Here is a 23,317-nt window from a genome sequence, read left to right on the forward strand (position 1 = left end):
AAGACTGCTTTAGATAATGCTAGCGCTAAATTAGAAACTGCAATTAATAAATTTAATGTTGCAAATAAAAAGTTAAATGATGAAAAAGAACAATTGCTTAAAACATATGAAGCAAAAGTAAAAGAACTTCAACAACTTAAAACAAAATACGATCCTAATTCGACTGATATCATTGTAAAACAAGTAGATTGTACAAATGTGCTTAAAGATATTAATACAGCTTTAAACAACTTAACACCTTTATTAACAGTAGCTGCTAATAAAGCAGATATTGAAGCAAAAATTGCTTATGCTGATGGTGCTATTCAAAAAGTTAATGATGATATTAACAAATTATTAAAAGAATACCAAGAAACTGTTAAGAAGTTACAAGACTTAATTGCTGAAGCTAAGAATTTCAAAGACACAATGAAAGATAATTCTTTAAGCGCTGCTAAAGATGCTTTACAAACAGCAATTGAAAAAGCTACACAAGCAATTACAACTAATACTCGTGAAGCAATTACAACAGCAACAAATGAGTTAACTCAAACTTACAATAATGCTAAGAAACTATTTAAAGAATGTGATGACAATAAAGCTAGATTATTACAACAAATTGCCAACTTATTAAAACAAGGTAATGAAAAGGTTCAACCTTTTACAAATGATGTAAACTATGAAACTTATGTTCAACAAATGAACCAATTAAAGACTAAATATAGTGTATATAACAAAAATAGTGAACTTAAAGCACTTCAAGATGCACATGATGCTCTTAAAGGAGAAATTGCTCAATTAATTCAAAATATTGATAATACTACTCAACAACTTAATGCTGCAAATAGTGCATATAACAGTGTAATTCAAGCATTAATAGCAAAACAAACAGAATTAAGTAACAATAATACTTTAAAACAATATGATGCTATTATTGCTGATATTACTACACATCTTGCTGACTTCAATAATGAAAAGGATAGCGCAAAAACAATACAACAAATTAATGATTTAACTTCTAAGGTTACGGCATATACAGCTACTATAGATGGCTGACAAGCTGCTGCTACAAGTCTTTCAGACAAAATCCAAGAAGTTTCACAATATATTAGTAAAAACAATTATCCTTCGCTTTCAAGTTATTCTCAATTACAACAAGCTATTGAAGAAGCTAAAAAATCATTAGAATCAGGAACAGAAGCTTCAGATAAAGATAATGAAAATAAATTAAAACAAATTTATGAACAATACCAACAAGAAGTTGCTCAATTGAATAATGATAAAACACAAGCTTTACAAAGAAATAAATCATTAATTAATCAAATTAATGAACTTAAAAATGAAATGGAAAAACCTTCTGCTGTAGCTGATTATACTAATGCATTAGGTAAAATTTCTGCCGCTGATCAAAGTAAGTTATTAACTCCTTTAACTGAACAAAATACATTAGATTCAATTCTAGAAGCAAATAGAAAGCTTGATGAATTATTACAAACTGTTACAGCTGATAAAAAGGCTGCTGAAGATGCATATGCTCAAGCTAATAAGGAATTAGATGAATTAATTAAAGAAGCAAACACTAAACTTCAAAGTGCTGAAAATATAACAGATTTACAATCAAGTCCAAGTTATACTGAACTTAAAAATGCTGTTGCCTCTGCTAAACTTGCTTTAAATAAGAAAATAAGTGATATTAATGCAGAACGTCCAAAATTAGAAAAAGCTATTAAAGACTTTGAAAAAGCCGAATCAGCTTATGACCAAAAAAGAACTCAAGTTATATCAGCATTAGATGATGCAATTAGAAATGCCAAGGAATGTTATGAAAAGGTTTCAAAGATTACTCCTTTAAAGAATGATCCTCAAGTTACTGCTTATCAACAAGCTATTAAAGATGCAGAGAATGATCGGAAATTAATAGATACAACTTTTCCAACTATTCCAAATGCACGAATTGAACAATTAGCTAAAGCTTTAAATGACCAAACTAAAAGCATAGAATCATTAATTGAACAAACTCTTAAATCTCAAATAGAAAGCTTAGATAAAAAGATTCAAGATGCCACTGAAATAAAAAACAAGATGGCAGATCCTGTTTTAAAGAAATATGCTGATGAATTGTCTAACGCTATTTCACAGGCTCAAACATCAAAAAACAGCAATGATATTAATACTATATATCAAGCTAATCAAGATCTTGAAAGTGCAATTTCTACAGCAAAAGGTGTATTAGAAAAATTTGATGTTTATAAACAATTATTAGACTACAAAGCTAAAATTGAAGCTGGACAAGCACTAATTAAACCAGGTGATGCAAAAGCTTCAAAGATTGCCTCAGACGCACTTGAAGCAATTAATAAAGTTAACTTCGATACTCAAAGTAAAGAAGAAATTCAACAAGCTGTTGAAAATGCTAAAAAAGCATTAGCTGATATTGTAAAAGCTAGAGCTGAATTTATATCTACTTCAGTCCAAAAATTAATTAAGAACACTGAAGGTGTAGATAATATTATCGATAATATTAAAGTAAGTAGTATCGCTGAAACTCTTAAACCTCAATTAGAAGGCTTAAATAATAAAATTTCTGCTTTAAATCCTTCAACTGACATCGATAAATGAGTTAAAGATATTAATAACTCAATTAATGCTTTAGAAAAAAGTTATAACGAAGAATTCGTTAAATATGAAACAGTAATGAGATCGTTGAAAGACACTTTTGATGGTTTAGTTGGAGAATTAGGTAAATTAATTGTAAGTGATGATTTTGAAAATATTAAAGATAATGAAACTACACTTTACAATACACTTATAGCCTCATACAATGAATATAGTCCAGTAAAAGCCTACAGTATTGAAAAAACAATAAGTGACAAAACACCTAAATACTTTATTGATGCAAATGCTAATTTAAATAACTTAATGAGTCCTGAAAACTTGAAGGTTATTAATACTGTTAGTCAATTCGTTAAATGAGTTCAAGAATTAAAATTACCAACATCATTTTTAACCATAAAAAATACTCTTGAAGAACATGGAACTGACTTTGAAGACTTTATCAATGCTGGTAATAACATATGTCAATTACTAAAAAATTCAAATATTGATATTAATAATGTTTCATTAAATGAATTGCAAACAGCTTATAATAATGGACTAAATGATGCTAAAGCATTTGTTGATGCATTTAATGAATATTTAAATGCTAGAAGTAAATTAAGTAAATATATTGATGCAAAACCAATTAGTGATTATTCAAATGTTCAAAGTTGACTAAAAAAATTATTTAATGCTGAACCTGATTATTCAGCACAAGGTGTTAAAACAACAACCAAAGATCTCGTAGAAGCTAAAGCAAAATTAGAAACACTTAACGGTCTAACTACAGATACTAATGGTTTAGACACATTAAATCAATTATTTGCGGATAAAAAGGAAGCAGAAGCAATATTTAAACAAAAACCTGAAGAAATTAATGGTTATCAAAATGCAGACCCAATATTTGGCAAATTGATTAATTGATATACAAATCTTTTAAGTGATGATAACACAATAATTCAAGATTTTTCAAATGAAAATTATCCAAACAATAAAGCAAAATATAATGGATTAAGAAAAGATTCAAATGATTTATTAGCAAGATTAAAAGACACTATTGAATTAAACAAAATAGAAGCTAAAGCATTGAACTATATTCAAAATATTGGCCCTAATAATCCATATTTCCAAAACTTTTCATCTAATTTAAAAGTAGGATACCAAGCGGCATTAGAACAATTATGTTTTAAAGTTCAAAAAGCTACCGATTTTATTAATCTAGATTATTTAAATCCTGATACCGTTCACAATGAACAAGCAGCAAAAGGTCACAAATATTTTATTCAATTCTTAAAACAAATATGCAATTACGGATTAGAATTAACATTTGAAGATCCTTTTGAAGGTTCAAACGAATCTAATAACAAACAATATATGAAAAACTTAATTGCTAATAAAAACAAATATAATGAAGTGTTAAAAACTGCAAAAAGTAAAAATGAAGTTTTAGAAGATTTAATGAATAATTATTTTGGATTTCAAGATACAAAAGATTTTAATCAAGATGGAACAGATATATATAAATTCTTCAAAGCTCTAAACTCTAATTGGAATGCATTCCCACGAACTCAGGCACAAAGAAAATGCTGATTTGACATCATACAAGATACTAGATTTAATTGAGGTGCTCAAAATGGTTTGCAAAAATGAATGTTTCGTCTAAAATACACAAGTACAAATCAACCATTTGATAGATTTGTATTAAACAAAGACGGAGCCTTTGATTCAGTAAGTTCTCTTAATGCGCTTGAAAATAATGGCGAGTTATACTATTTTGATGGTCAAACAAGTATATATACACAATATATTACATTGTGAGTGGGTAAGAACACTTCTAATAAAGCTAGTGAAGTTGGAGTGTTGAGATTGTTCTTACTTGGAATAAATTTATATAATGCATTATTGGACCCATCAAATCCAAACTTCTTGAATGGGTTTGACTTTGAGAATTATGATACTTATCCTGGCTATACGGGCAATCATCATAATGTATTTATGTTATACAAACTTTATATCACATTAGCAAAATAATGCATATCAGTTGATCCAATTAATCCTTAAATTAATAATAATTTAAACTCAATTTATAAAATACTATCTAACATTACAATTAAAAATACTAGATTGTAATCTCAAAAGCTACAGTCTTAAAAACAAGAAGATATATCTTTATACAAGGTATATCTTTTTTTCCTGAGTTTCCAAGTTGGAGCTCTTTTTTTATTACTTTTTTCAGTGTTATTTATATATAAATAAAAAAAGTTATTTTTTTACATAATTACATTGTAATTTGTGGTATAATAAAGATATGAAAAAAGACAAATGACTATTAATTTCAAGAAAAAATAAGAACTCTACTTACTTATCTTTAGCACTTTCAGGAGGATTTGGCAAAGGTTATAAGAAATCTATCGGTATCGGTACAGTTGAAAAATGAGAAAAATATTGTTCTGATCCAGTAGAAAAAATTAAAAAACTATCTCAAAACTACAATACTGATTGAGATAGAAATATGATAATTAGACAATTAGAGTTAGATATAAGCAAGGTTAAAATTGAAACAAAACAGTTCAATTATGGATATGATTTGTTATACAGTTTCTTAGAAAAATTAAATCCTTTTAAAGATGCTAAAGTATCAAAATCCAAGTGTTTAAATGATTTATTAAAATATATGATTTCAAATAGAATTGTAAATCCGGGTAGCATGCTTTCATCCTTTAAAAATAAAGACAAATTCAATATAAATTTAGAAGTTGAAAAGACGACATTTTATAATACTTTAGACTATTTAGCTGAAAATAAAAATAACATTTTAAAGAGTGTTAACGATACATTGATCAAAGATAAAAATAGAAAAATAGATATTATTTGATACGACTCTTCAACGGTATATTTTGAAAGTTTTGTAAGAGAAGGATTGAGATATCCAGGTTATTCTAAAGATGGAAAATTCAAAGAAGATCAAATTGTTTTAGGTTTAGCAACAGATGAAAACGGCATTCCAATTCACTATAAATTATTCAAAGGGAACACTGCTGATGCATCAACATTTATTAATTTTATTTTGAATATAAAATCACAATATGAATTAAACAAAGTAACACTCATTGCTGATAGAGGAATGAGTACAAATAGAAACATAAGATTCTTAGAAGATAACGATATTGATTACATTTTATCTTATAGATTAAAAGCGGCTTCAAATGACCGAAAGACCTTTGAAATAGATGAATCCGGCTATTTTGGAGACAATAATTTTAAATATAAAGAAACTACTTTTTATTCGTTTTGAAAGAATAGAAGAGCAAACGGACACAAGAGAAGATTGGTAGTAACATATAGTAAAAAAAGAGCATTAAAAGATAAAAATGATAGACAAATTTTAATCGATAATTTTATTAAAAGACAAGATAAAGACGGACTAGTTCATGATCAAGTAATGTTCGGTCAAAAGAAGTTTAAATTCTTCGAAAAGTTGGTGGTAAAAGTTATTACAAACTTAACTATGACAAAATTATCGAAGATGAAAAGTTTGACGGATATTATGCTTATGAAACCTCTAGATTTGATTTATCACCTGAAGAAATTGTGAATTTATATTCAAAAACAATGACAAATAGAATCAAACTTTAGAGCTTTAAAAAGCGCTTTAGCTGTAAGACCTATTTATGTATGAAGTGAAAAGCATATTGAAGGTCATTTCGTACTTTGCTTCTTATCTCTTGTTTTATTAAATTTTGTTATTAATTATTTAAACAAAGGTTTGAAAGAACTCGGTGTTGTAGATGAAAAAATCACAATCAAAAAATTACAAGATGTAATAAAAGAAACAATCAAAACATGCAAGATTATTGACGGAAAAATTGAAAGTGAAGAATATATTATTAACGACAACAATAATCAAGCAATTCAAGATTATCAAACATATTTAAGAATTTTAAATGAATTAAAATTTTAAATTATTAAAAACAGCTCATCAAACAGATGAGTTGTTAAAAATTACATTGTAAAAGTTGGAAACTCGGGATATATCTTTATACAAGGTATATCTTTTTTTAGTTTTAATTGGTGTAATCAGAATAATAACATGAGAAAAATATAGTTATCGGTTTAAAAATAAAAAACAAGAAACAATTATCTTCTAACTTATTGTTCTTGTTTTGGATACTTTTTTTATATAAAAAAACGTATCCACGTTAAATTTTAATCTACTACGTGTTGCGTTTGTTGATACAATATAGCCACTTCCTTTTGGAAATGTCTATAAATTTTTTAGTTTAACAGTAATTTTAATTAATTTTTATTTTTTAGATAAGCTTTAAACGCACCGTTTTTTAATTCGTTAATATTAAATACAGTTTCCATTGCTTCATAAGTTTCTTTTAGATTATTTTTTGTAGATTTTCAACCCTTGCCATCAGTAATTCAAAGAAATTTAAAATTAGATATATTTTTGGTTTCTTCAAAAAGCTGTTTATAGCTTCTAGAAACTTCATTTAATTTTGAGCCACTTGAAGAATAAAAATTACACTCAATAGCATATACTATATTGTTTTCCAAAACAACAAAATCAAACTTTTTAATTGCTTTTGAATTATCTGGATCGATTATAATTCCAAAATTCTTTTTTAATTCTTTCGTGCTTACTTGTTTAAATAAATTGACACCAAGTTTATACCCAAAATTAATTAAAGTATTTTCAACTAAATTTTCCATTAATGTTCCAACCCTATTCTTTCGAGCATTTGAATCTAGTCCAACTTCAACTCCAAGAACATAATCATTCAAATCATTAATTTCTTTATTTATAAATTATGAAGCTAAACCTGATTTATTAAAAAAGTCAAAATACACATCTGCTTCTTCATCGTTTATTATTTTTTTATTAAAGTCTAACTTAAAATTATTGTATTCTAAAAAATCTATAACTTTTTCTCTTTTAGCTAGTAAAACAGGAATAATCGGCAAAACTTCAGGATATTTTTTAATTAATAATTTAAAATCATTTTCAATATTTTTAGAACCTATTAAAGAGTTTAAAATATTTAATTGAACCTTTATATCAAATCTATTTTTTAAAACTTTTTTAAAATTGATAAAAGAGCCAGCGGAAACAATATTTTCTTCAAATGTTTCGAATCATTCATCAAAATTTTTCATGTTATTTTTCTCCATTTTTAAATTCTTTATATCTTTTTATACAAATGTCATTAAAGCCGGGATCCAATTCTATTCCTATAAATTTTCTTTTAAGTTTTAATACTGCTATACCGGTAGTTCCTGAACCATTAAAAGGATCTAAAACAATATCATTTTCGTTTGATGCCGCTAGTATTATTCTTTCTAAAAGTTCTAATGGTTTTTGAGTAGGATGCTTACCGTATTGTTTTTCAGATTTTGAAGGTAATTTTATTATTCAATTATCTTTCATTTGTTTATTGTCATTAATTTTCTTCATTTCCGCATAATTGAAAACATGAGTTTCTTTGTTATCTAACTTAGCTCATATAATTGTTTCTGTTGAGCGCGTAAAATATTTACAACTTAAATTTGGAGCAGGATTAGGTTTAATTCAAGTTATATTGTTTAATATTTTAAAACCCTCTAATTCTAATGCTGTACCGGCTGAATAAATGTTGTGCAATGTACCCGAAATAAAGATTGAACCATTTTCTTTTAAAATTCTTTTACATTTTTGAAATAGTTTTATGTAATATTCCAGTTTTTCTTTTATTGATATTGTTTTATTCCATTCACCTTTATCAACTTTTGAAAATTTACCTGATTTGCAAGTAACGCCACCATTAGATAAAAAATATGGTGGATCCATAAAAATTAAATTAACAGAATGTTCTTCAATGGTATCTAAAATTTCAAAACAATCATCTTCATATAATTTAAAATTTTCATCATTTATTTTAATCATATTAATTAATAGTTAGTAATAATAACTTCACTAACTAAACCTCTTTTTTGTCCATTTGAATTAATCACTCTTTTTGCTTTAACTTCAGTAATCTTAAAATCTTTGTAAAGCTCTTTGATTAATTCAGTATTATGGTTGCTTAACATAACATAAGCGCCTTTATTAGATAATTCTTTAAAAACATTAGCTAGTTGTTTTTGAGATTCTTTATTAAAGTTTTCTTTTGTATACGAAGTAAAGGAGTCTTTATCATCAGGAGTATCATAAGGAGGGTCTAAGTAAATAAAATCACCTTTTTTAACATCTTTTAAGGATTCAGCATAATCTATTGCTAAAACTTTTATATCCGAATTTAAGAAGTAATTTTTAATCTCTTCAAAATTAGATTGTTCAAATAATGAAACTTTTGTTTTTTACCAAATGGAACATTAAAATAGCCATTTTTATTAACTCTATACAAACCGTTAAAACCAGCTTTATTCAAATAAATAAATCTAGCAGCTTTCACAACTGGATTAAGTTGAGCAAACATCGGGTTTCTATCAAAGTCACGAATTTTATAATAATTATCTTCATTATGTAATGTTTCAAAACCTACAAGATAGGTAATTAAATCGTTATATTTTTCCTGACTTTGAAAACATTTAAAGGTATCCATTAATTCAATATTTAAATCATTAATAACTGCTTTTTTTGGTTTTATTTCTAAGAATAAAGCGCCTCCGTCAATAAAAGGCTCGTAATATGTATTAAATTCTTTAGGCATATATTCTTTTAAAACATTGATTAGTTGTCTTTTTCCACCGGCTCATTTTACAAAAGTTTTCATGTTTCCTCCATCTTTTTTAAATATAGTAAATATATTATAACAATAAAAGAAAGATAAACTTTTTATTATTAAAATAATAAACATTTAAAAGTTTATAAAATTATTTAAAATTCCTTTTCTTTTTACTTAAAATACTATTAAACAGGCTTTTATGTAAAATATTGATTTTATATTTAAGAAAATAATTAATAAATTAAAGTGCGCGATTGTTCTTGTTTTAGACACTTTTTATATGCATAACACTAGATTAATAATTCAACACTTATAAAGCTAAAACCGTTAAGGAATCTAGTTAATAAATCACGAAGCTTAAAGCTTCGTTTTTTGCGCAAAAAAGTAACATACCTTAAGCATGTTACACAATTAACTTATATAGTATCTTAGCATATAGTACTTAGTTTTTCGGTTCTAACTACGTAATCTACAAAAGAGTCCATATCGTGTAATAATTGTTTTCCTTCAGGGCTCTTAATGTACGCGTTATAAGCATCTTGGTTACTTCATCTTTCAATTAAGATTAAAGTATTATCATTTTTTCAACAAATGTCAGTAGAGAGGTTTAATGGTTGTTTTTTAACTGAGTCTAATCATGTTTTTAAAATACCATTAAATCTTTCCCTAGTTTCTGACTTCATTATAATTTCTTTATAAACAAGGTAAATCATAATTCCTCCTATTTTTTTATTCTATTATAAAGAATAAATTTATCTAGCATTGTTTTATTATCAAATTTAGATAAGTTTTTAATTTCTTCTAATTTAAATTCTTTAATATTCATAGCCCGAGCTACTTCACTAACTTTCTTAGGCATTACTATTTGAAGAGCTCAAGAAACAGCATAAATACCATTTAATAATCTAGATAATACTAATGATAATTCTTCTAAATTATCAGTTAGTTTTCAAGGTGTTGTTTCATCAATGTATTTATTTAAATGTGAAGAAAGTTCGATAGCACTTGTTAAAGCTTGATCAACTTTAAAATTATCCATTAATGAAATAAAATGATTTGGAAAGTCTAAAATTTCTTGTTCAATATCAAGATGTATTTTTTGACTAGAAGGCTTATAAAACAAACCTTTTGGAAAACTATTATTAAGCATTTTAAGTGTTCTAGAAATTAAATTTCCATAATTATTAACTAAGTTTGCATTAATAATATCAACTAATTTTTCTTCAGAAAAGTTGCTATCTTCCCCTAAAATAACTTGAGACATAAAATAGTATTTAATCATTTCGTCATCATATTTTTGAAGTAAGTAATCTGGTGCTATTACATTATTTAATGACTTAGACATTTTTCTACCATCTTTATCTCTTAATAAACCATGAGCATAAATATGTGTAGGCTGTTTGATGCCTAAAGCTTCAGCAAACATGGTTCAATAAATAAAGTGGAAACGAGCAATTTCTTTACCTATAATATGTATTATTTCATCACCATTTTCTCAGTATTTTTTATAAGCTTCTCCAGGATTATCTATATCAAAATCTAAAGCGGTAACGTAATTAAATAAAGCATCTAATCAAACATATAAAACATGTCTAGGATCTTCTTTAATTGGAATTCCTCATTTAATGTTGGTTCTAGTAACTGATAAATCTTCTAAACCTTCAGCGACAAAGTTTTGAATCATTTCTTTAGTCATTTTTTGAGGCATTAATCATTGTGGCTCATTTTGAACTTTTTCTAATCATCATTTTTGCATTTTGCTAGTTTCAAAGAAATAACTTTCTTCTGACATCACGATTAGTTTGTGCCCACTACTTGGGTGATAATATTCACCATCCTCTTTTAAAACAGCTTGATTTTTGCTTAAGAATTCTTCATCTTCAACTGAATACAAACCTTCATATTTTCCTTTATAAATGAAGCCATGTTCTAAAAATCAAGAGAAAACTTTTTGAACAGCTTTAATATGTTTAGGACTGGTTGTTCTGCTGAAGTAATCATAATCAATGTTTCATTCTTTTCACATTTGCTTGTATGTTTCAACTAATTCATCAACGAATTGTTGAGGACTTTTGTTAGCTTTATTAGCTTTATTTTCAATTTTTTGTCCATGTTCATCGCCACCAGTTAAAAACTTAGTATCATAACCCATTATTTTTTTGTAGTTTCTTAAAGTTCAAGCTACGGTTGTACAATAAAGATGTCCAATATGCAAAGGACCAGATGTGTAATAAATTGGAGTAGTTATATAAAAAGTCTTTTTATTCTTCATCGTTATCTTCTTTCTCTTTTACTTTAATAGGTTTATATAAAGCTTTGATTTCTGGTAAATATTCATGATTAGTTAATTCATTTGGATTATGTAGGTATAAATTAGGGAGAAAATGAACTCCTCAACCTGCTTGATATCTGCCTTCAACTAGCACAAGCTTTGGCTTATTTTGAACTCTTGGAATAATGAATTGCACTCTTTTAGGTTCAAATTTATATTTACGCATGTAGCAAAAACAATCAACAAGTCTTTCGACCGGAATAACTAAAGTTAAATAACCTTTTTGTTCAATAATCTTTGAACTGCCTTCGATAATTTGTTCTAAATTAAGCATTACTTCATGTGTAGCAATTAACATCTCTTTAGAAATGGATTTGCTTACTTTAGATTTATCATAAACATAAAAAGGTGGATTACATACGATTGAATCATATTTAGGCACTGCTTCTTTTGCTTTCGTTTTATAAAAGTCATTAAAGTCAGCTTCTATTACATTAATTTGCTTTTCTTTATGAACTAAAGCAACATTATACTTAGCTAATTCAACTGCTTTAGCTTGTATTTCAATAGCATCTATTTTGAGTTTACTATCTCTATCAGCTATAAAAATACTTAAGGCACCATTATTAGTTCCAATTTCAAGCATGTTTTTAATTTTATAATTCAAGAATACAAAATTACCAAGCAAGATAGTATCAACTGAATAATTAAACATATCTTTATCTTGAAATATATGCAAGTCTGAATCAAATCCTAATGAGTTCTTTACTAACTTACGATCTTTATCCATTAATTATCCTTATTTTTATTATTACGGTGGTTAATTTCATCCCTTAGTTTATTTAAGTAATTAGTGTAATCTTTAGCTAATACACAGTCAACTTTACCAGTTGTTTCATCAGCTCCGATAATAATCACTCTAACGAATTGTCCAAGCTTATATTTTTGATTAGGATCATTTTCATTAATTAATTCAGTGAATTGTTCATTTGGTTTATATTCACCATTTCCAACATTAGATAAATGAACCATTGCGACTGTTTTATTGGCAAATTGGACAAACATACCAAATTTTGTAATGCTAAAAATTTGCCCTTCAAACTCGCTGTTAATCTTAGATTTATAGTATTCAGCATACTTTAAGTCATTAGTATCTCTTTCAAGTTGTACAGCATTTTGTTCACTTGTTGAGTTCATTGAAGCAATCTTATTAAGACTTTCTCTAAAGTCAGCTATTTCATGATTTGATGAGTGATTAAATACAAATTTTCATAATGCTCTATGAACAATCACATCAGGATATCTTCTAATCGGACTTGTAAAGTGGCAATAGCATTCGCTAGCTAAACCAAAGTGTCCAATATTATCAGGAGAATAAATGGCTTTTTGCATGGTTCTTAAAAATAGCATTTTAAGAAATTCATCTTGCTGTTGTGAATTAATTTCCTGAACAATTTTTTGGAAGCTTAATGGGGTTATATTGTTTCTATCAACATTAACTTTAATGTTTAATAATTTAAGTACATTTAAAAAGTAGTCTAATTTTTCTTCATTTGGAATTTCGTGAATTCTATAAAGCATAGGAAGTTTTTTCTTAGTAATAAATTTAGCTACTTCTTCATTAGCACGAACCATAAAAACTTCAATCATCATTTCAGATTCACCGGTAGGTTTAACTTTAATATCAATTACTCTGCCTTCAGCATCTAAAATAATTTGAGGTTCTTCAATTTCAAAGTCAATGTATCCTTCATTAGTTTTAAAGTTTCTAATTATTTTAGATAATTCAAAAGCATTTTTGATTAATTCATTAAGTTTAGGATCGTCGAATCGCTCATTATTTAAGTAGAATTCGTTAACTCTATCATAAGTTAAACGGTACTTAGAACGAATAATTGAAGGAGCAATTTTAGTTTTTAAAGTTTTACCGTGTTTATCAATTACACTAATGCAACTTAAAGTCAATCTATCTTCGTTTGGATTAAGTGAACAAATACCATTTGATAATTTAAAAGGTAGCATTGGCACAACTTTATCAACAAGGTAAATACTTGTACCTCTTTTAAGAGCTTCATCATTAAGTGGAGTATTTTCTTTTACATAATAAGCAACATCAGCAATATGAACGCCAAGCTCATATGTTCCATCTTCATTCTTTTTGATGCTAATTGCATCGTCAAAGTCCTTAGTATCAACTCCATCAATTGTTACGATTAATTCTTTTCTTAAATCTAGTCTATTAGAAAGATCTTCTTTAGAAATATCATTTGGAATGTTTTCTTCGACATAATCATAAACTTCTTGAGGGAAGTCTTCAGGTACATTTCTTGAAACTTCTAAAGATTTAACATAAGCCATTGGATCATTTGTGTTTGTTATCTTTTTAACAATGTTAATGCCTTTGTATTTCTTTTTAAAGTCAACAATTTCAGCAAGCACAATATCTAAAATTCTAGCTTCTGGGATTGAGTTATAAACTTTAAAACTCATCGATTTATAAAATTTATCAATTGGTTTAAAAGTTAAATAGTTGTTAATGTTATCTAGAACCCCAATAATTTTAGTTGTTGCTCTTTCAACAACTTTATTAATCATTGCAAATGTTCTATCATCATTTGGGTCGTAATATTTATATAAAGTTGCTTGAACTTTATCATTGTTCATCGCGTCTTCGAAATAAACATTAGGCACAAAGTAGCTAATTTTTTCTTCAAGATTTTCATCTTGTTCAGGTTCAATAAAACCAAATTTGCCTTCACTAGCAAATTTTAAAGTTCCTTCGATATCATCTAGTTTTTCTAAAGCTATATAAGTTGATTTTTTGCGATTATTTAGAATTAATTTGCGGTCAGCAAAATCAATTAACATATCTGTTAATTGGCGGTTCATATTGTATTTAATATTCATTTTTTTAGCAATATCAACAAAAGAAATATTTGGATTATTTTGAATTACTTTTAGTAGTTGTCTTTCATCTATCATGGTTATTGTTTGCTAGCTAATGCTCAAAAGACAATTGCTAGAATCATAAGGAGTAAACCAAATGCAACCATCAATCACTTAAGAACTTTCTTAACTCCCCTTTCTTTTGATGTTTTAAATAATTCTAAGTCACCAGAACCAACTAAAGCCCCTGAAAATCCATTTGAATCTGGAGACATAATTAAAGAAACAATAGTAATACCCAAAGCTAAAATTAACATTATAATTGCTAATATTGTATATGCCATTCAATGCCTCCTATTTAATATATTTATAAAACTATTTAATTATATATTAGATTTTATATATTTGATTAAATTAATATATATGTTTATTGTAGTTATAAACCTAGATTTTACATAGTAAAAAAATTTAATCAAACTATTTAAAATGCTTTATAATATAACAAGTTTATACAAAGCTTAGTATATGAAAAAGGAGTGCTAATGGCAAGAGACGGAATTACATTGGTTTGTGCTGATTGCAAAATGGAAAATTACATTAGCAAAAAGAACAAAAAGAATACACCTGAAAAAATCGAAATGAAAAAATATTGTTCAAAATGCAACGCTCACACAAACCACAAAGAAAAGAAATAATTATTTTTTATATTACACCATACGGTATTTTTTATTACCTTCCTGAGTTTCCAAGTTGGAGCTCTTTTTTATTACTTTTTTCAGTGTTATTTATATATAAATAAAAAAAAGTTATTTTTTAACATAATTACATTGTAATTTGTGGTATAATAAAGATATGAAAAAAGACAAATGACTATTAATTTCAAGAAAAAATAAGAACTCTACTTACTTATCTTTAGCACTTTCAGGAGGATTTGGCAAAGGTTATAAGAAATCTATCGGTATCGGTACAGTTGAAAAATGAGAAAAATATTGTTCTGATCCAGTAGAAAAAATTAAAAAACTATCTCAAAACTACAATACTGATTGAGATAGAAATATGATAATTAGACAATTAGAGTTAGATATAAGCAAGGTTAAAATTGAAACAAAACAGTTCAATTATGGATATGATTTGTTATACAGTTTCTTAGAAAAATTAAATCCTTTTAAAGATGCTAAAGTATCAAAATCCAAGTATTTAAATGATTTATTAAAATATATGATTTCAAATAGAATTGTAAATCCGGGTAGCATGCTTTCATCCTTTAAAAATAAAGACAAATTCAATATAAATTTAGAAGTTGAAAAGACGACATTTTATAATACTTTAGACTATTTAGCTGAAAATAAAAATAACATTTTAAAGAGTGTTAACGATACATTGATCAAAGATAAAAATAGAAAAATAGATATTATTTGATACGACTCTTCAACGGTATATTTTGAAAGTTTTGTAAGAGAAGGATTGAGATATCCAGGTTATTCTAAAGATGGAAAATTCAAAGAAGATCAAATTGTTTTAGGTTTAGCAACAGATGAAAACGGCATTCCAATTCACTATAAATTATTCAAAGGGAACACTGCTGATGCATCAACATTTATTAATTTTATTTTGAATATAAAATCACAATATGAATTAAACAAAGTAACACTCATTGCTGATAGAGGAATGAGTACAAATAGAAACATAAGATTCTTAGAAGATAACGATATTGATTACATTTTATCTTATAGATTAAAAGCGGCTTCAAATGACCGAAAGACCTTTGCAATAGATGAATCCGGCTATTTTGGAGACAATAATTTTAAATATAAAGAAACTACTTTTTATTCGTTTTGAAAGAATAGAAGAGCAAACGGACACAAGAGAAGATTGGTAGTAACATATAGTAAAAAAAGAGCATTAAAAGATAAAAATGATAGACAAATTTTAATCGATAATTTTATTAAAAGACAAGATAAAGACGGACTAGTTCATGATCAAGTAATGTTCGGTCAAAAGAAATTTAAATTCTTCGAAAAAGTTGGTGGTAAAGGTTATTACAAACTTAACTATGACAAAATTATCGAAGATGAAAAGTTTGACGGATATTATGCTTATGAAACCTCTAGATTTGATTTATCACCTGAAGAAATTGTGAATTTATATTCAAAACAATGACAAATAGAATCAAACTTTAGAGCTTTAAAAAGTGCTTTAGCTGTAAGACCTATTTATGTATGAAGTGAAAAGCATATTGAAGGTCATTTCGTACTTTGCTTCTTATCTCTTGTTTTATTAAATTTTGTTATTTATTATTTAAACAAAGGTTTGAAAGAACTCGGTGTTGTAGATGAAAAAATCACAATCAAAAAATTACAAGATGTAATAAAAGAAACAATCAAAACATGCAAGATTATTGACGGAAAAATTGAAAGTGAAGAATATATTATTAACGACAACAATAATCAAGCAATTCAAGATTATCAAACATATTTAAGAATTTTAAATGAATTAAAATTTTAAATTATTAAAAACAGCTCATCAAACAGATGAGTTGTTAAAAATTACATTGTAAAAGTTGGAAACTCGGGAAAATTACATTAGCAAAAAGAACAAAAAGAATACACCTGAAAAAATCGAAATGAAAAAATATTGTTCAAAATGCAACGCTCACACAAACCACAAAGAAAAGAAATAATTATTTTTTTATATTACACCATACGGTGTTTTTTTATTACCTTTTTTGCTTATTTGGCTATAAAACAGGCAAATCATGCTAAAGTAAGCAATCGATATTTGTGATTTACCTAACAAAATTTTACTATTAATTAGCCTTATATGTTAGCGATAAAGGGCGCTTAATATACATCGAATCATTAATAAATCGCCCCAAAAAATCACTAGCATCAAAAAAAGATTCCAATTAAGGAATCTAATTCTTTTTACCATAAATAGGTAGTCAATTATCGAAATAAAGGTCAGCTACATTATGAAGTCCATATTTTGTAAAAACGTCAGAAGCTTCTTGATCATTTAAAGATAAAATATAATTTTCCATTTTAAGATTCATATCAACGTTTTTGTTTAAAATGGCTAGCTTTTTACAAAACATTGCTTGTTCTTTATCTTTTTCTAAGTATTCTTTGGTTTTGCCTTTTATTTCACTAAGATGGTCATAAATATTTTCAAGTGTATTGTATTCGTTAAGCAAAGTAACTGCTTTTTTAGGTCCAATACCTTGCACACCTTTTAAGTTATCAGATGAATCGCCAGCTAAACCTTTATAGTCTGGAATTTGTTCTGGATTAATTCCGTAAATGTCTTTAAAATTATCAATTGTTTCAAGTTCATAACTATTATAGCTATCATAGTCTTTTTGAACTTTAATAATATTAGTGTTTTCATCTACAAGTTGTAATAAGTCTTTATCTTTTGAAAAAATTCAGTTAGGGCAAGTATTATTATGAAATGCTAAAGTAGCTATTAAATCATCAGCTTCATCGCCTACTTTTTCAAACCATTTAATATTTAAAGCGCTTAAAATTTCTTTAATGGCTGCAAATTGTTCAAAAATAATTACAGGAGCTTTAACTCTACCGGCTTTATAACCTTCAAATTCTTCATGTCTTTTAGTTTTGCCATGTGCATCAAAAGCTATAAAAAGATATTTTGGATTAGCAAACTTAAGCAATTTAAATAAAGTTTGCATAAAGACATGCACGCCATTTGTGGTAACACCATTAGGTGCTGTCATAACATTTTCTGGATAATATGGATTATATGAAGCATAAAATGATTGAAACATTAAAAAGTTTCCATCAATTAATAGCATTCTTTCTTCAATTTTGTTCTTCATTAAATAACTCCTGTTCATGAATTCAAGTACATTTTGCCATCTTTAACTCTAACTTCAATTTCAATGATTTGGTTTTTAGATAAAATTGGCAATTCTTTTAAAATATTATTTTGCACAAAGAAACCATATTGCAATGAACTATCTTGCACTTCGATTAATGTAAATGATTTGTTTGTAAAGTTCTTGATATTTACAACTTCAACAACAGTTTTATAAATACCATTTTTTCTGCTAAGTTGAGCTAAACGATAAGGATATCTTTTTTCGTATTTGCTAGTTTTGAAAATATTGTAAATTGCTCCTAATAAAGCTTCTTCATTTTTAGCTTCTTCTTTTTCATCTTCACTAGAGAACTCTAATATATTATTAGTAGCATTTTTAATTCTTTCTCAGTTTAAAATATTTTTAGCTTCATTATAAGTTGTAATCTTCTTATCGATTTGGTTATATTCATCATCAATAAAATCACATACTTGTTTAATGTAATCTTGATAACCAAAATCTCTAAATACACTAGCTTTTACTAATATATCAAGCATATTGTTTTTAATACCAGCATATTTTAAACGCAAGATGATTTCAGGAAGTTGCATATTTGTAAATGGTCCATTTTCATTAACATCTTGGATAATTTTATTAATGCTTTCATTACCGCAACCCTTAATCATATTAAATGGAAGATATAAATTACCATCTTGAAGTAAAGCACTATTAGTAAAGTATCTAATATTTGGTGAGAACACACAGAAGTTTAAGTTTCTAAGTTCATTTACATAAAGTTGAATTTTCTTTTGATCGCCCGCTGAATTCGAAATTAATGCAGCAAAGTATACTTGAGGGTATCTTGCCTTATAATAAGCCATTTTCATAGTTAAATAAGCATACGAAACAGCATGCGATTTATTAAAGCCATATTGAGCGAATTTCTCTATTTTATTGTAGATTTCGTTTAAAACACTTTGGCTTAATCCCTTTTTTAAACCACCTTCAAAAAAGACTTTACGATATTTAATTAAGTCATCTTCTTTTTTCTTACTAATTGCTCTTCTTAATAAATCAGCTTGAGCAAAAGACATATTTCCAACTGCTTGCGCAATTTGCATAATTTGCTCTTGGTAAATAATAATGCCATAGGTAGGCGCTACTATTTCATCGTAAGCTGGATAAATTTTTTCAATTAATTTTGGATTTTGTCTATTTGCAGCATATTCACTAATATAATCTTTTGGTCCAGGACGATAAAGTGAAATAATAGCATATAAATCTTCAAATGATTGAATACCTACTTTTTTAATTGTGTTTTTCATACCAGGTGATTCTAATTGGAATAAACCTTCAGTATAACCATTATTTAAAAAGCTTAAAGCTAATGGATCTTGTAATTCAAGCGGATTTTGTTTTACTAAATCATCAAAAAGGACTTGGTTATTAAGTTTATTTTCCATATTTTTAATTTCGGTTAAGGTTTTAAGCCCAAGTAAATCGATTTTTAAAAGTCCAAATTCTTCAATAAATTCCATTGGCACTTCAATTTGTTGATAAACATTTGAAGCATTAATAAAACATGGAGCATAAGTAATAATTGGTTTATCAGCAATTATAAAACCGGCAGCATGAATACCATATTGACGTGGTAATCCTTGCATCTTACATGCATGTTTATATAGGTCAGGGAATTGATTAATTTCTTTTTGGAAAGCTAAATTATTTTTAAATTCTTCTTCAATAGTTTGTGAATTTAAAAATGAATTAATTGATTTACTAATACGGTTAATATCAGCTAAATCGATATTTAAAATTCTACCAGCATCACGAATTGATTGTTTAATACCTAAGGTTTGAAATGTTGAAATAACTGCGGTATGATATGTACCATATTTTTCTCTTAAATAAGCAAATATTTCGTCACGTCTATCATCTTGAATATCAATATCAATATCAGGTCAAGAAACTTTTTCTGGGTTTAAAAATCTTTCAAAAAGCAAGCCAAATCTTAAAGGATTAATATTTGTAATATTTAATAAATAAGAAATTAAACTACCAGCAGCACTACCTCTACCTGGTCCTATAGCAATATTATTATTTTTTGCATAAGTTATTAAGTCTGAAATTATTAAAAAGTAATTAATAAAACCTAATGATTTAATTACTTTAAATTCTTCATTTATTCTATTTTTATAAATTGAAGCATAAGGTTTTAATTCATTTTGATGTTGAATAATACCATCATTAATTTTTTGAATAAAGAGCTTTTCGTTTTCTTCTTCTGTTTTACAAAAGGAAGCTAATCTAAGTTCTTTTTTAGGGAACTCAACATTACATGATTCGACTATTTTATAGATTCTTTCGATAATTCTTGGGTCCAAATCAAAGTCATGAAAATAATCAAATATCGCGTTAGATAATTCGTTATTTCCTAATTGTTGCACAATGTTTAAAGTATCTAAATCTTCAACTTTCATTAATTTATTTTCTTTAATAAAAATCGAATTAGGAATTGAAGGATCTGAAGAATTAATATAATAATTATTTCATTTATTTAGAGAATTATTTTGAGTTTGAGCATATAATCCCTTACTTGGGTGATCTAAGATAAAAATATTATCATTTTCTAAGTCATCAATTGTTAATTCTTTCTGACTTTTAAGCAATAAAAGTTGATTAATTTTTTGAAAACCAGCATAGTTTTTTGCTAATAAAATAAAACGATAATTTTCGACATCTAAGTCCACTCCAATAATTGGTTTAATGTCATTTTCTTTACATTTTTTTAAAAATAATCCTAAAGCAAAAAGATTATTATGATCACTTAAAACCACGGCATTGAATCCATGTTTTTTGGTTTCAGTAACCAAATCTTCTACTTTGATTAAAGAATCTAAGAATGAATATTCAGTAGTGTTATATAAGTTAAAAAATTTATTCATATAATTATTATATTTATTATTCTTATTTATTAAAATAAATAGTCAAAAAGTCAGGCAATATAAATTACAATTTAAATTGTTATCAAGCATTCAAATCTTTTTTAACTAAGATGTTAAGTTAAACCTTACAACTCAACATAATCATCAATTGATAACACTTTCGGCATTAAAAAATAGAGGACTAACCTCTAGTTCTTAAAAATAATTTGATTTGGTTGTAAACCATTTTTTCATTGTTCTGAAGTTGGATTATTTTCACCTGAAAAATTAATATTGTTTTTACTTATTTTTGTAAATTCGATTGTGAATTTATCACTTACACCAGAAAATGCGTTGGCGCCAATATTCATATTGCCTTCTGTAGTTACAACTAATTTAAAGTTTTCGCTAGAAGCATTAAAAAAGGCTAAATCACTAATTGTACGAACATTTTTTGGTAAGGTAATTTTAGTTAAACTTGTACAACCAGCAAAAGCTTTTTTACCAATTGTAATAAGTTCTGAATTTTCTTCAAAAATTACTTCTTTTAAGTTTTTACATCCTTGGAATGCTCCATCGCCAATAAATTGTACTGTACGAGGAATAATTAATTTTTCAATAAAAGTGTCATAATTAAAGACATTTGGATCAATACCAAGCACTCTAGTATTTTCTACAGTAGCAGGAATTTTGATTTCTTTGTTAATGATTAATTTGCCATCTTCATCATATATAACACGGTTATAACCATCTAAATAACAAGCTCCAGCTTTATCATCTTTTCTATAATAAAACACATTTTTATTATCAACTTTTTCATCATTTTTACAGCTAATTGTAAGTGCACTAGTTGAAATAACGGCAACTGGCATAAAGGCTGATGTTAATAATAATTTTTTATTCATAATCTCTCCTAAACAAATTAAGTAATTAATATTAGAATTATAAAATAAATCTTAAAATCCTAAATATAATTTTTCCTTACGCTGCCGCGCACAAAATAATATAAAAAATATTATAAAAAATCTAAAACCTATATATAATATAAAACGCAATACATAAAGACAGTAACGGCATAAAGCTTAAAAATGTTACCGAGTGTATATCTATTTATTTCACTCACATTAATTTTGTATTGTAATTACTTATTTTGTTTATACATGAAAGGGGGATCTTAATGCACTCTAAACAAGTTAAAGAATCAGCTTTAAAATTAGCTAAAAAAGAAACTGTTGCTGAAATTAAAGATAAATTAGCTTCGTCTAAATCACTTATTATTGCTGAATACCGTGGTTTAACAGTTGCTGAATTAAGAAAACTTCGTGTGCTTGCTAAACAAGCTGGAGTTGAAATCAAAGTTTACAAAAACAGATTATTCAAAATAGCTACTGATGCTGCTGGCTACCAATTAGATGAATACTTAGTTGGTCCAAACTTATTCGCATTTAGTAATCTTGAAGATAATGCTGCTGCTAAGGTATTAGTAAAATTTGCTAAAGATTTCAAATTATTACAACCTAAAGCTGGTATTTTTGAAAACAAAGTTATTGATGCTAAAGGCGTTCAAGAAGTTGCTACACTTCCAAACTACGAAGAAGCACTTACAATTCTTGCTCGTTCACTTATGGCACCATTACAACAACTCTCTCTTTCTCTAAAATTATTTAGCGAAAAAGAAGAACAATAATTAATTAAATTAATTATAGAAAGGATTAATCATGGCAAAATTAACAAAAGAAACATTCATTTCATCATTAAAAGAAATGTCAATTAAAGAAGTTATGGAATTAGTTGAAGCAATGAAAGAAGAATTCGGTATCGACCCTACAGCTGTTGTTGCAGCTGCTGCTGCTCCTGCTGCTCCTGCTGAAGAAGCTAAATCAGTTGCTACAGTTATTATTAAAGGTGACAACGGTAAAAAATTAGCGATCGTTAAAGCTGTTAAAGAATTATTAAACATCGCTTTAATGGATGCAAACAAATTAGTTTCAACACTTCCAGCTACAGTAAAAGAAAACATTCCTATGGCTGAAGCTGAAGCTCTTAAAGCTAAATTAGTTGAAGCTGGTGCTGACGTTGAATTAAAATAATTCCAATAAATTCATAATTTATGACGCAAAAAGTTTGATAA

The 23,317-nt window shown here is 26.8% G+C and carries 18 protein-coding genes and 1 pseudogene; 7 read left to right on the forward strand and 12 right to left on the reverse strand.

Going from position 1 to position 23,317, the window contains the following annotated elements; genetic code table 4:
• The first annotated feature begins 93 nt into the window (after positions 1-93).
• Positions 94-4,605, forward strand: a complete 4,512-nt coding sequence (locus ACJA22_RS01855; RefSeq protein ID WP_406617436.1) for a hypothetical protein — start codon at positions 94-96, stop codon at positions 4,603-4,605.
• 277 nt (positions 4,606-4,882) lie between these two features.
• On the forward strand, positions 4,883-6,535 hold the full coding sequence (locus ACJA22_RS01860) for an IS1634 family transposase (RefSeq protein WP_406617437.1): 1,653 nt from the start codon (positions 4,883-4,885) through the stop codon (positions 6,533-6,535).
• A gap of 335 nt (positions 6,536-6,870) precedes the next feature.
• Here ACJA22_RS01860 and ACJA22_RS01865 read toward each other — a convergent pair.
• The 9 genes and pseudogenes from ACJA22_RS01865 to secG form a co-directional block, all read right to left on the reverse strand.
• Positions 6,871-7,752 (reverse strand): annotated as a pseudogene (locus tag ACJA22_RS01865) (type II restriction endonuclease).
• Positions 7,739-8,503 (reverse strand): DNA-methyltransferase, encoded by a 765-nt coding sequence (locus tag ACJA22_RS01870; protein WP_406617438.1) that lies wholly within the window; start codon positions 8,501-8,503, stop codon positions 7,739-7,741. Before ACJA22_RS01870 ends, ACJA22_RS01865 begins: the two are co-directional and overlap by 14 nt.
• Positions 8,504-8,508: 5 nt before the next feature.
• Positions 8,509-8,901, reverse strand: coding sequence for a DNA adenine methylase (locus tag ACJA22_RS01875; RefSeq protein ID WP_406617560.1), 393 nt, complete (start codon positions 8,899-8,901; stop codon positions 8,509-8,511).
• A complete protein-coding gene (locus ACJA22_RS01880; RefSeq protein ID WP_406617440.1) occupies positions 8,856-9,332 on the reverse strand; it encodes a DNA adenine methylase in 477 nt (158 codons plus the stop codon). Before ACJA22_RS01880 ends, ACJA22_RS01875 begins: the two co-directional genes overlap by 46 nt.
• 380 nt (positions 9,333-9,712) lie before the next feature.
• Positions 9,713-9,997, reverse strand: coding sequence for a putative quinol monooxygenase (locus tag ACJA22_RS01885; RefSeq protein WP_406617441.1), 285 nt, complete (start codon positions 9,995-9,997; stop codon positions 9,713-9,715).
• An 8-nt stretch (positions 9,998-10,005) separates the two neighbouring features.
• Positions 10,006-11,556 carry a methionine--tRNA ligase gene (gene metG / locus ACJA22_RS01890; protein ID WP_406617442.1) on the reverse strand — a complete coding sequence of 517 codons (1,551 nt, stop codon included), beginning with the start codon at positions 11,554-11,556 and terminating at the stop codon, positions 10,006-10,008.
• Complete coding sequence (locus ACJA22_RS01895; protein WP_406617443.1) at positions 11,546-12,346, reverse strand: tRNA1(Val) (adenine(37)-N6)-methyltransferase; 801 nt, start codon at positions 12,344-12,346, stop codon at positions 11,546-11,548. The genes metG and ACJA22_RS01895 overlap by 11 nt, the downstream gene beginning before the upstream one ends.
• Positions 12,346-14,538, reverse strand: a complete 2,193-nt coding sequence (gene rnr / locus ACJA22_RS01900) for a ribonuclease R (RefSeq protein WP_406617444.1) — start codon at positions 14,536-14,538, stop codon at positions 12,346-12,348. The genes ACJA22_RS01895 and rnr overlap by 1 nt, the downstream gene beginning before the upstream one ends.
• A 2-nt stretch (positions 14,539-14,540) precedes the next feature.
• Positions 14,541-14,786 (reverse strand): preprotein translocase subunit SecG, encoded by a 246-nt coding sequence (gene secG, locus ACJA22_RS01905; protein WP_406617445.1) that lies wholly within the window; start codon positions 14,784-14,786, stop codon positions 14,541-14,543.
• Positions 14,787-14,984: 198 nt separating this feature from the next.
• On the opposite strand from secG, the gene rpmG (ACJA22_RS01910) reads away from it, so the two are divergent.
• The 3 genes from rpmG (ACJA22_RS01910) to rpmG (ACJA22_RS01920) all read left to right on the forward strand — a co-directional run bounded on the left by rpmG (ACJA22_RS01910) (position 14,985) and on the right by rpmG (ACJA22_RS01920) (position 17,122).
• Positions 14,985-15,137, forward strand: a complete 153-nt coding sequence (gene rpmG / locus ACJA22_RS01910; protein ID WP_406617446.1) for a 50S ribosomal protein L33 — start codon at positions 14,985-14,987, stop codon at positions 15,135-15,137.
• 157 nt (positions 15,138-15,294) lie between these two features.
• Entirely contained in the window at positions 15,295-16,947 is a 1,653-nt protein-coding gene (locus ACJA22_RS01915) for an IS1634 family transposase (RefSeq protein ID WP_406616757.1), read from the forward strand.
• A gap of 55 nt (positions 16,948-17,002) precedes the next feature.
• The gene (rpmG, locus tag ACJA22_RS01920; protein ID WP_406617447.1) at positions 17,003-17,122 is read left to right on the forward strand and encodes a 50S ribosomal protein L33; all 120 of its coding nucleotides are present in this window, start codon (positions 17,003-17,005) and stop codon (positions 17,120-17,122) included.
• 234 nt (positions 17,123-17,356) lie between these two features.
• Here the strand turns inward: rpmG (ACJA22_RS01920) and ACJA22_RS01925 are convergent, their stop codons facing one another.
• The 3 genes from ACJA22_RS01925 to ACJA22_RS01935 form a co-directional block, all read right to left on the reverse strand.
• On the reverse strand, positions 17,357-18,280 hold the full coding sequence (locus ACJA22_RS01925) for a 5'-3' exonuclease (protein ID WP_406617448.1): 924 nt from the start codon (positions 18,278-18,280) through the stop codon (positions 17,357-17,359).
• Complete coding sequence (dnaE, locus tag ACJA22_RS01930; RefSeq protein WP_406617449.1) at positions 18,280-21,207, reverse strand: DNA polymerase III subunit alpha; 2,928 nt, start codon at positions 21,205-21,207, stop codon at positions 18,280-18,282. Before dnaE ends, ACJA22_RS01925 begins: the two co-directional genes overlap by 1 nt.
• Before the next feature lie 188 nt (positions 21,208-21,395).
• On the reverse strand, positions 21,396-22,091 hold the full coding sequence (locus ACJA22_RS01935) for a leucine-rich repeat domain-containing protein (protein ID WP_406617451.1): 696 nt from the start codon (positions 22,089-22,091) through the stop codon (positions 21,396-21,398).
• Between the two features lie 272 nt (positions 22,092-22,363).
• Here ACJA22_RS01935 and rplJ point away from each other — a divergent pair, with 272 nt between their 5' ends.
• Together rplJ and rplL are read left to right on the forward strand one after the other, a co-directional pair.
• The gene (gene rplJ, locus ACJA22_RS01940; protein WP_406617453.1) at positions 22,364-22,873 is read left to right on the forward strand and encodes a 50S ribosomal protein L10; all 510 of its coding nucleotides are present in this window, start codon (positions 22,364-22,366) and stop codon (positions 22,871-22,873) included.
• Positions 22,874-22,904: 31 nt separating this feature from the next.
• Positions 22,905-23,276, forward strand: a complete 372-nt coding sequence (gene rplL, locus ACJA22_RS01945) for a 50S ribosomal protein L7/L12 (RefSeq protein WP_406617455.1) — start codon at positions 22,905-22,907, stop codon at positions 23,274-23,276.
• Positions 23,277-23,317: the final 41 nt, after the last annotated feature.

Origin of the sequence: Mycoplasmopsis adleri (genome assembly GCF_045276205.1) — a bacterium.
Lineage (GTDB): Bacteria > Bacillota_I > Bacilli_A > Mycoplasmatales > Metamycoplasmataceae > Mycoplasmopsis > Mycoplasmopsis adleri.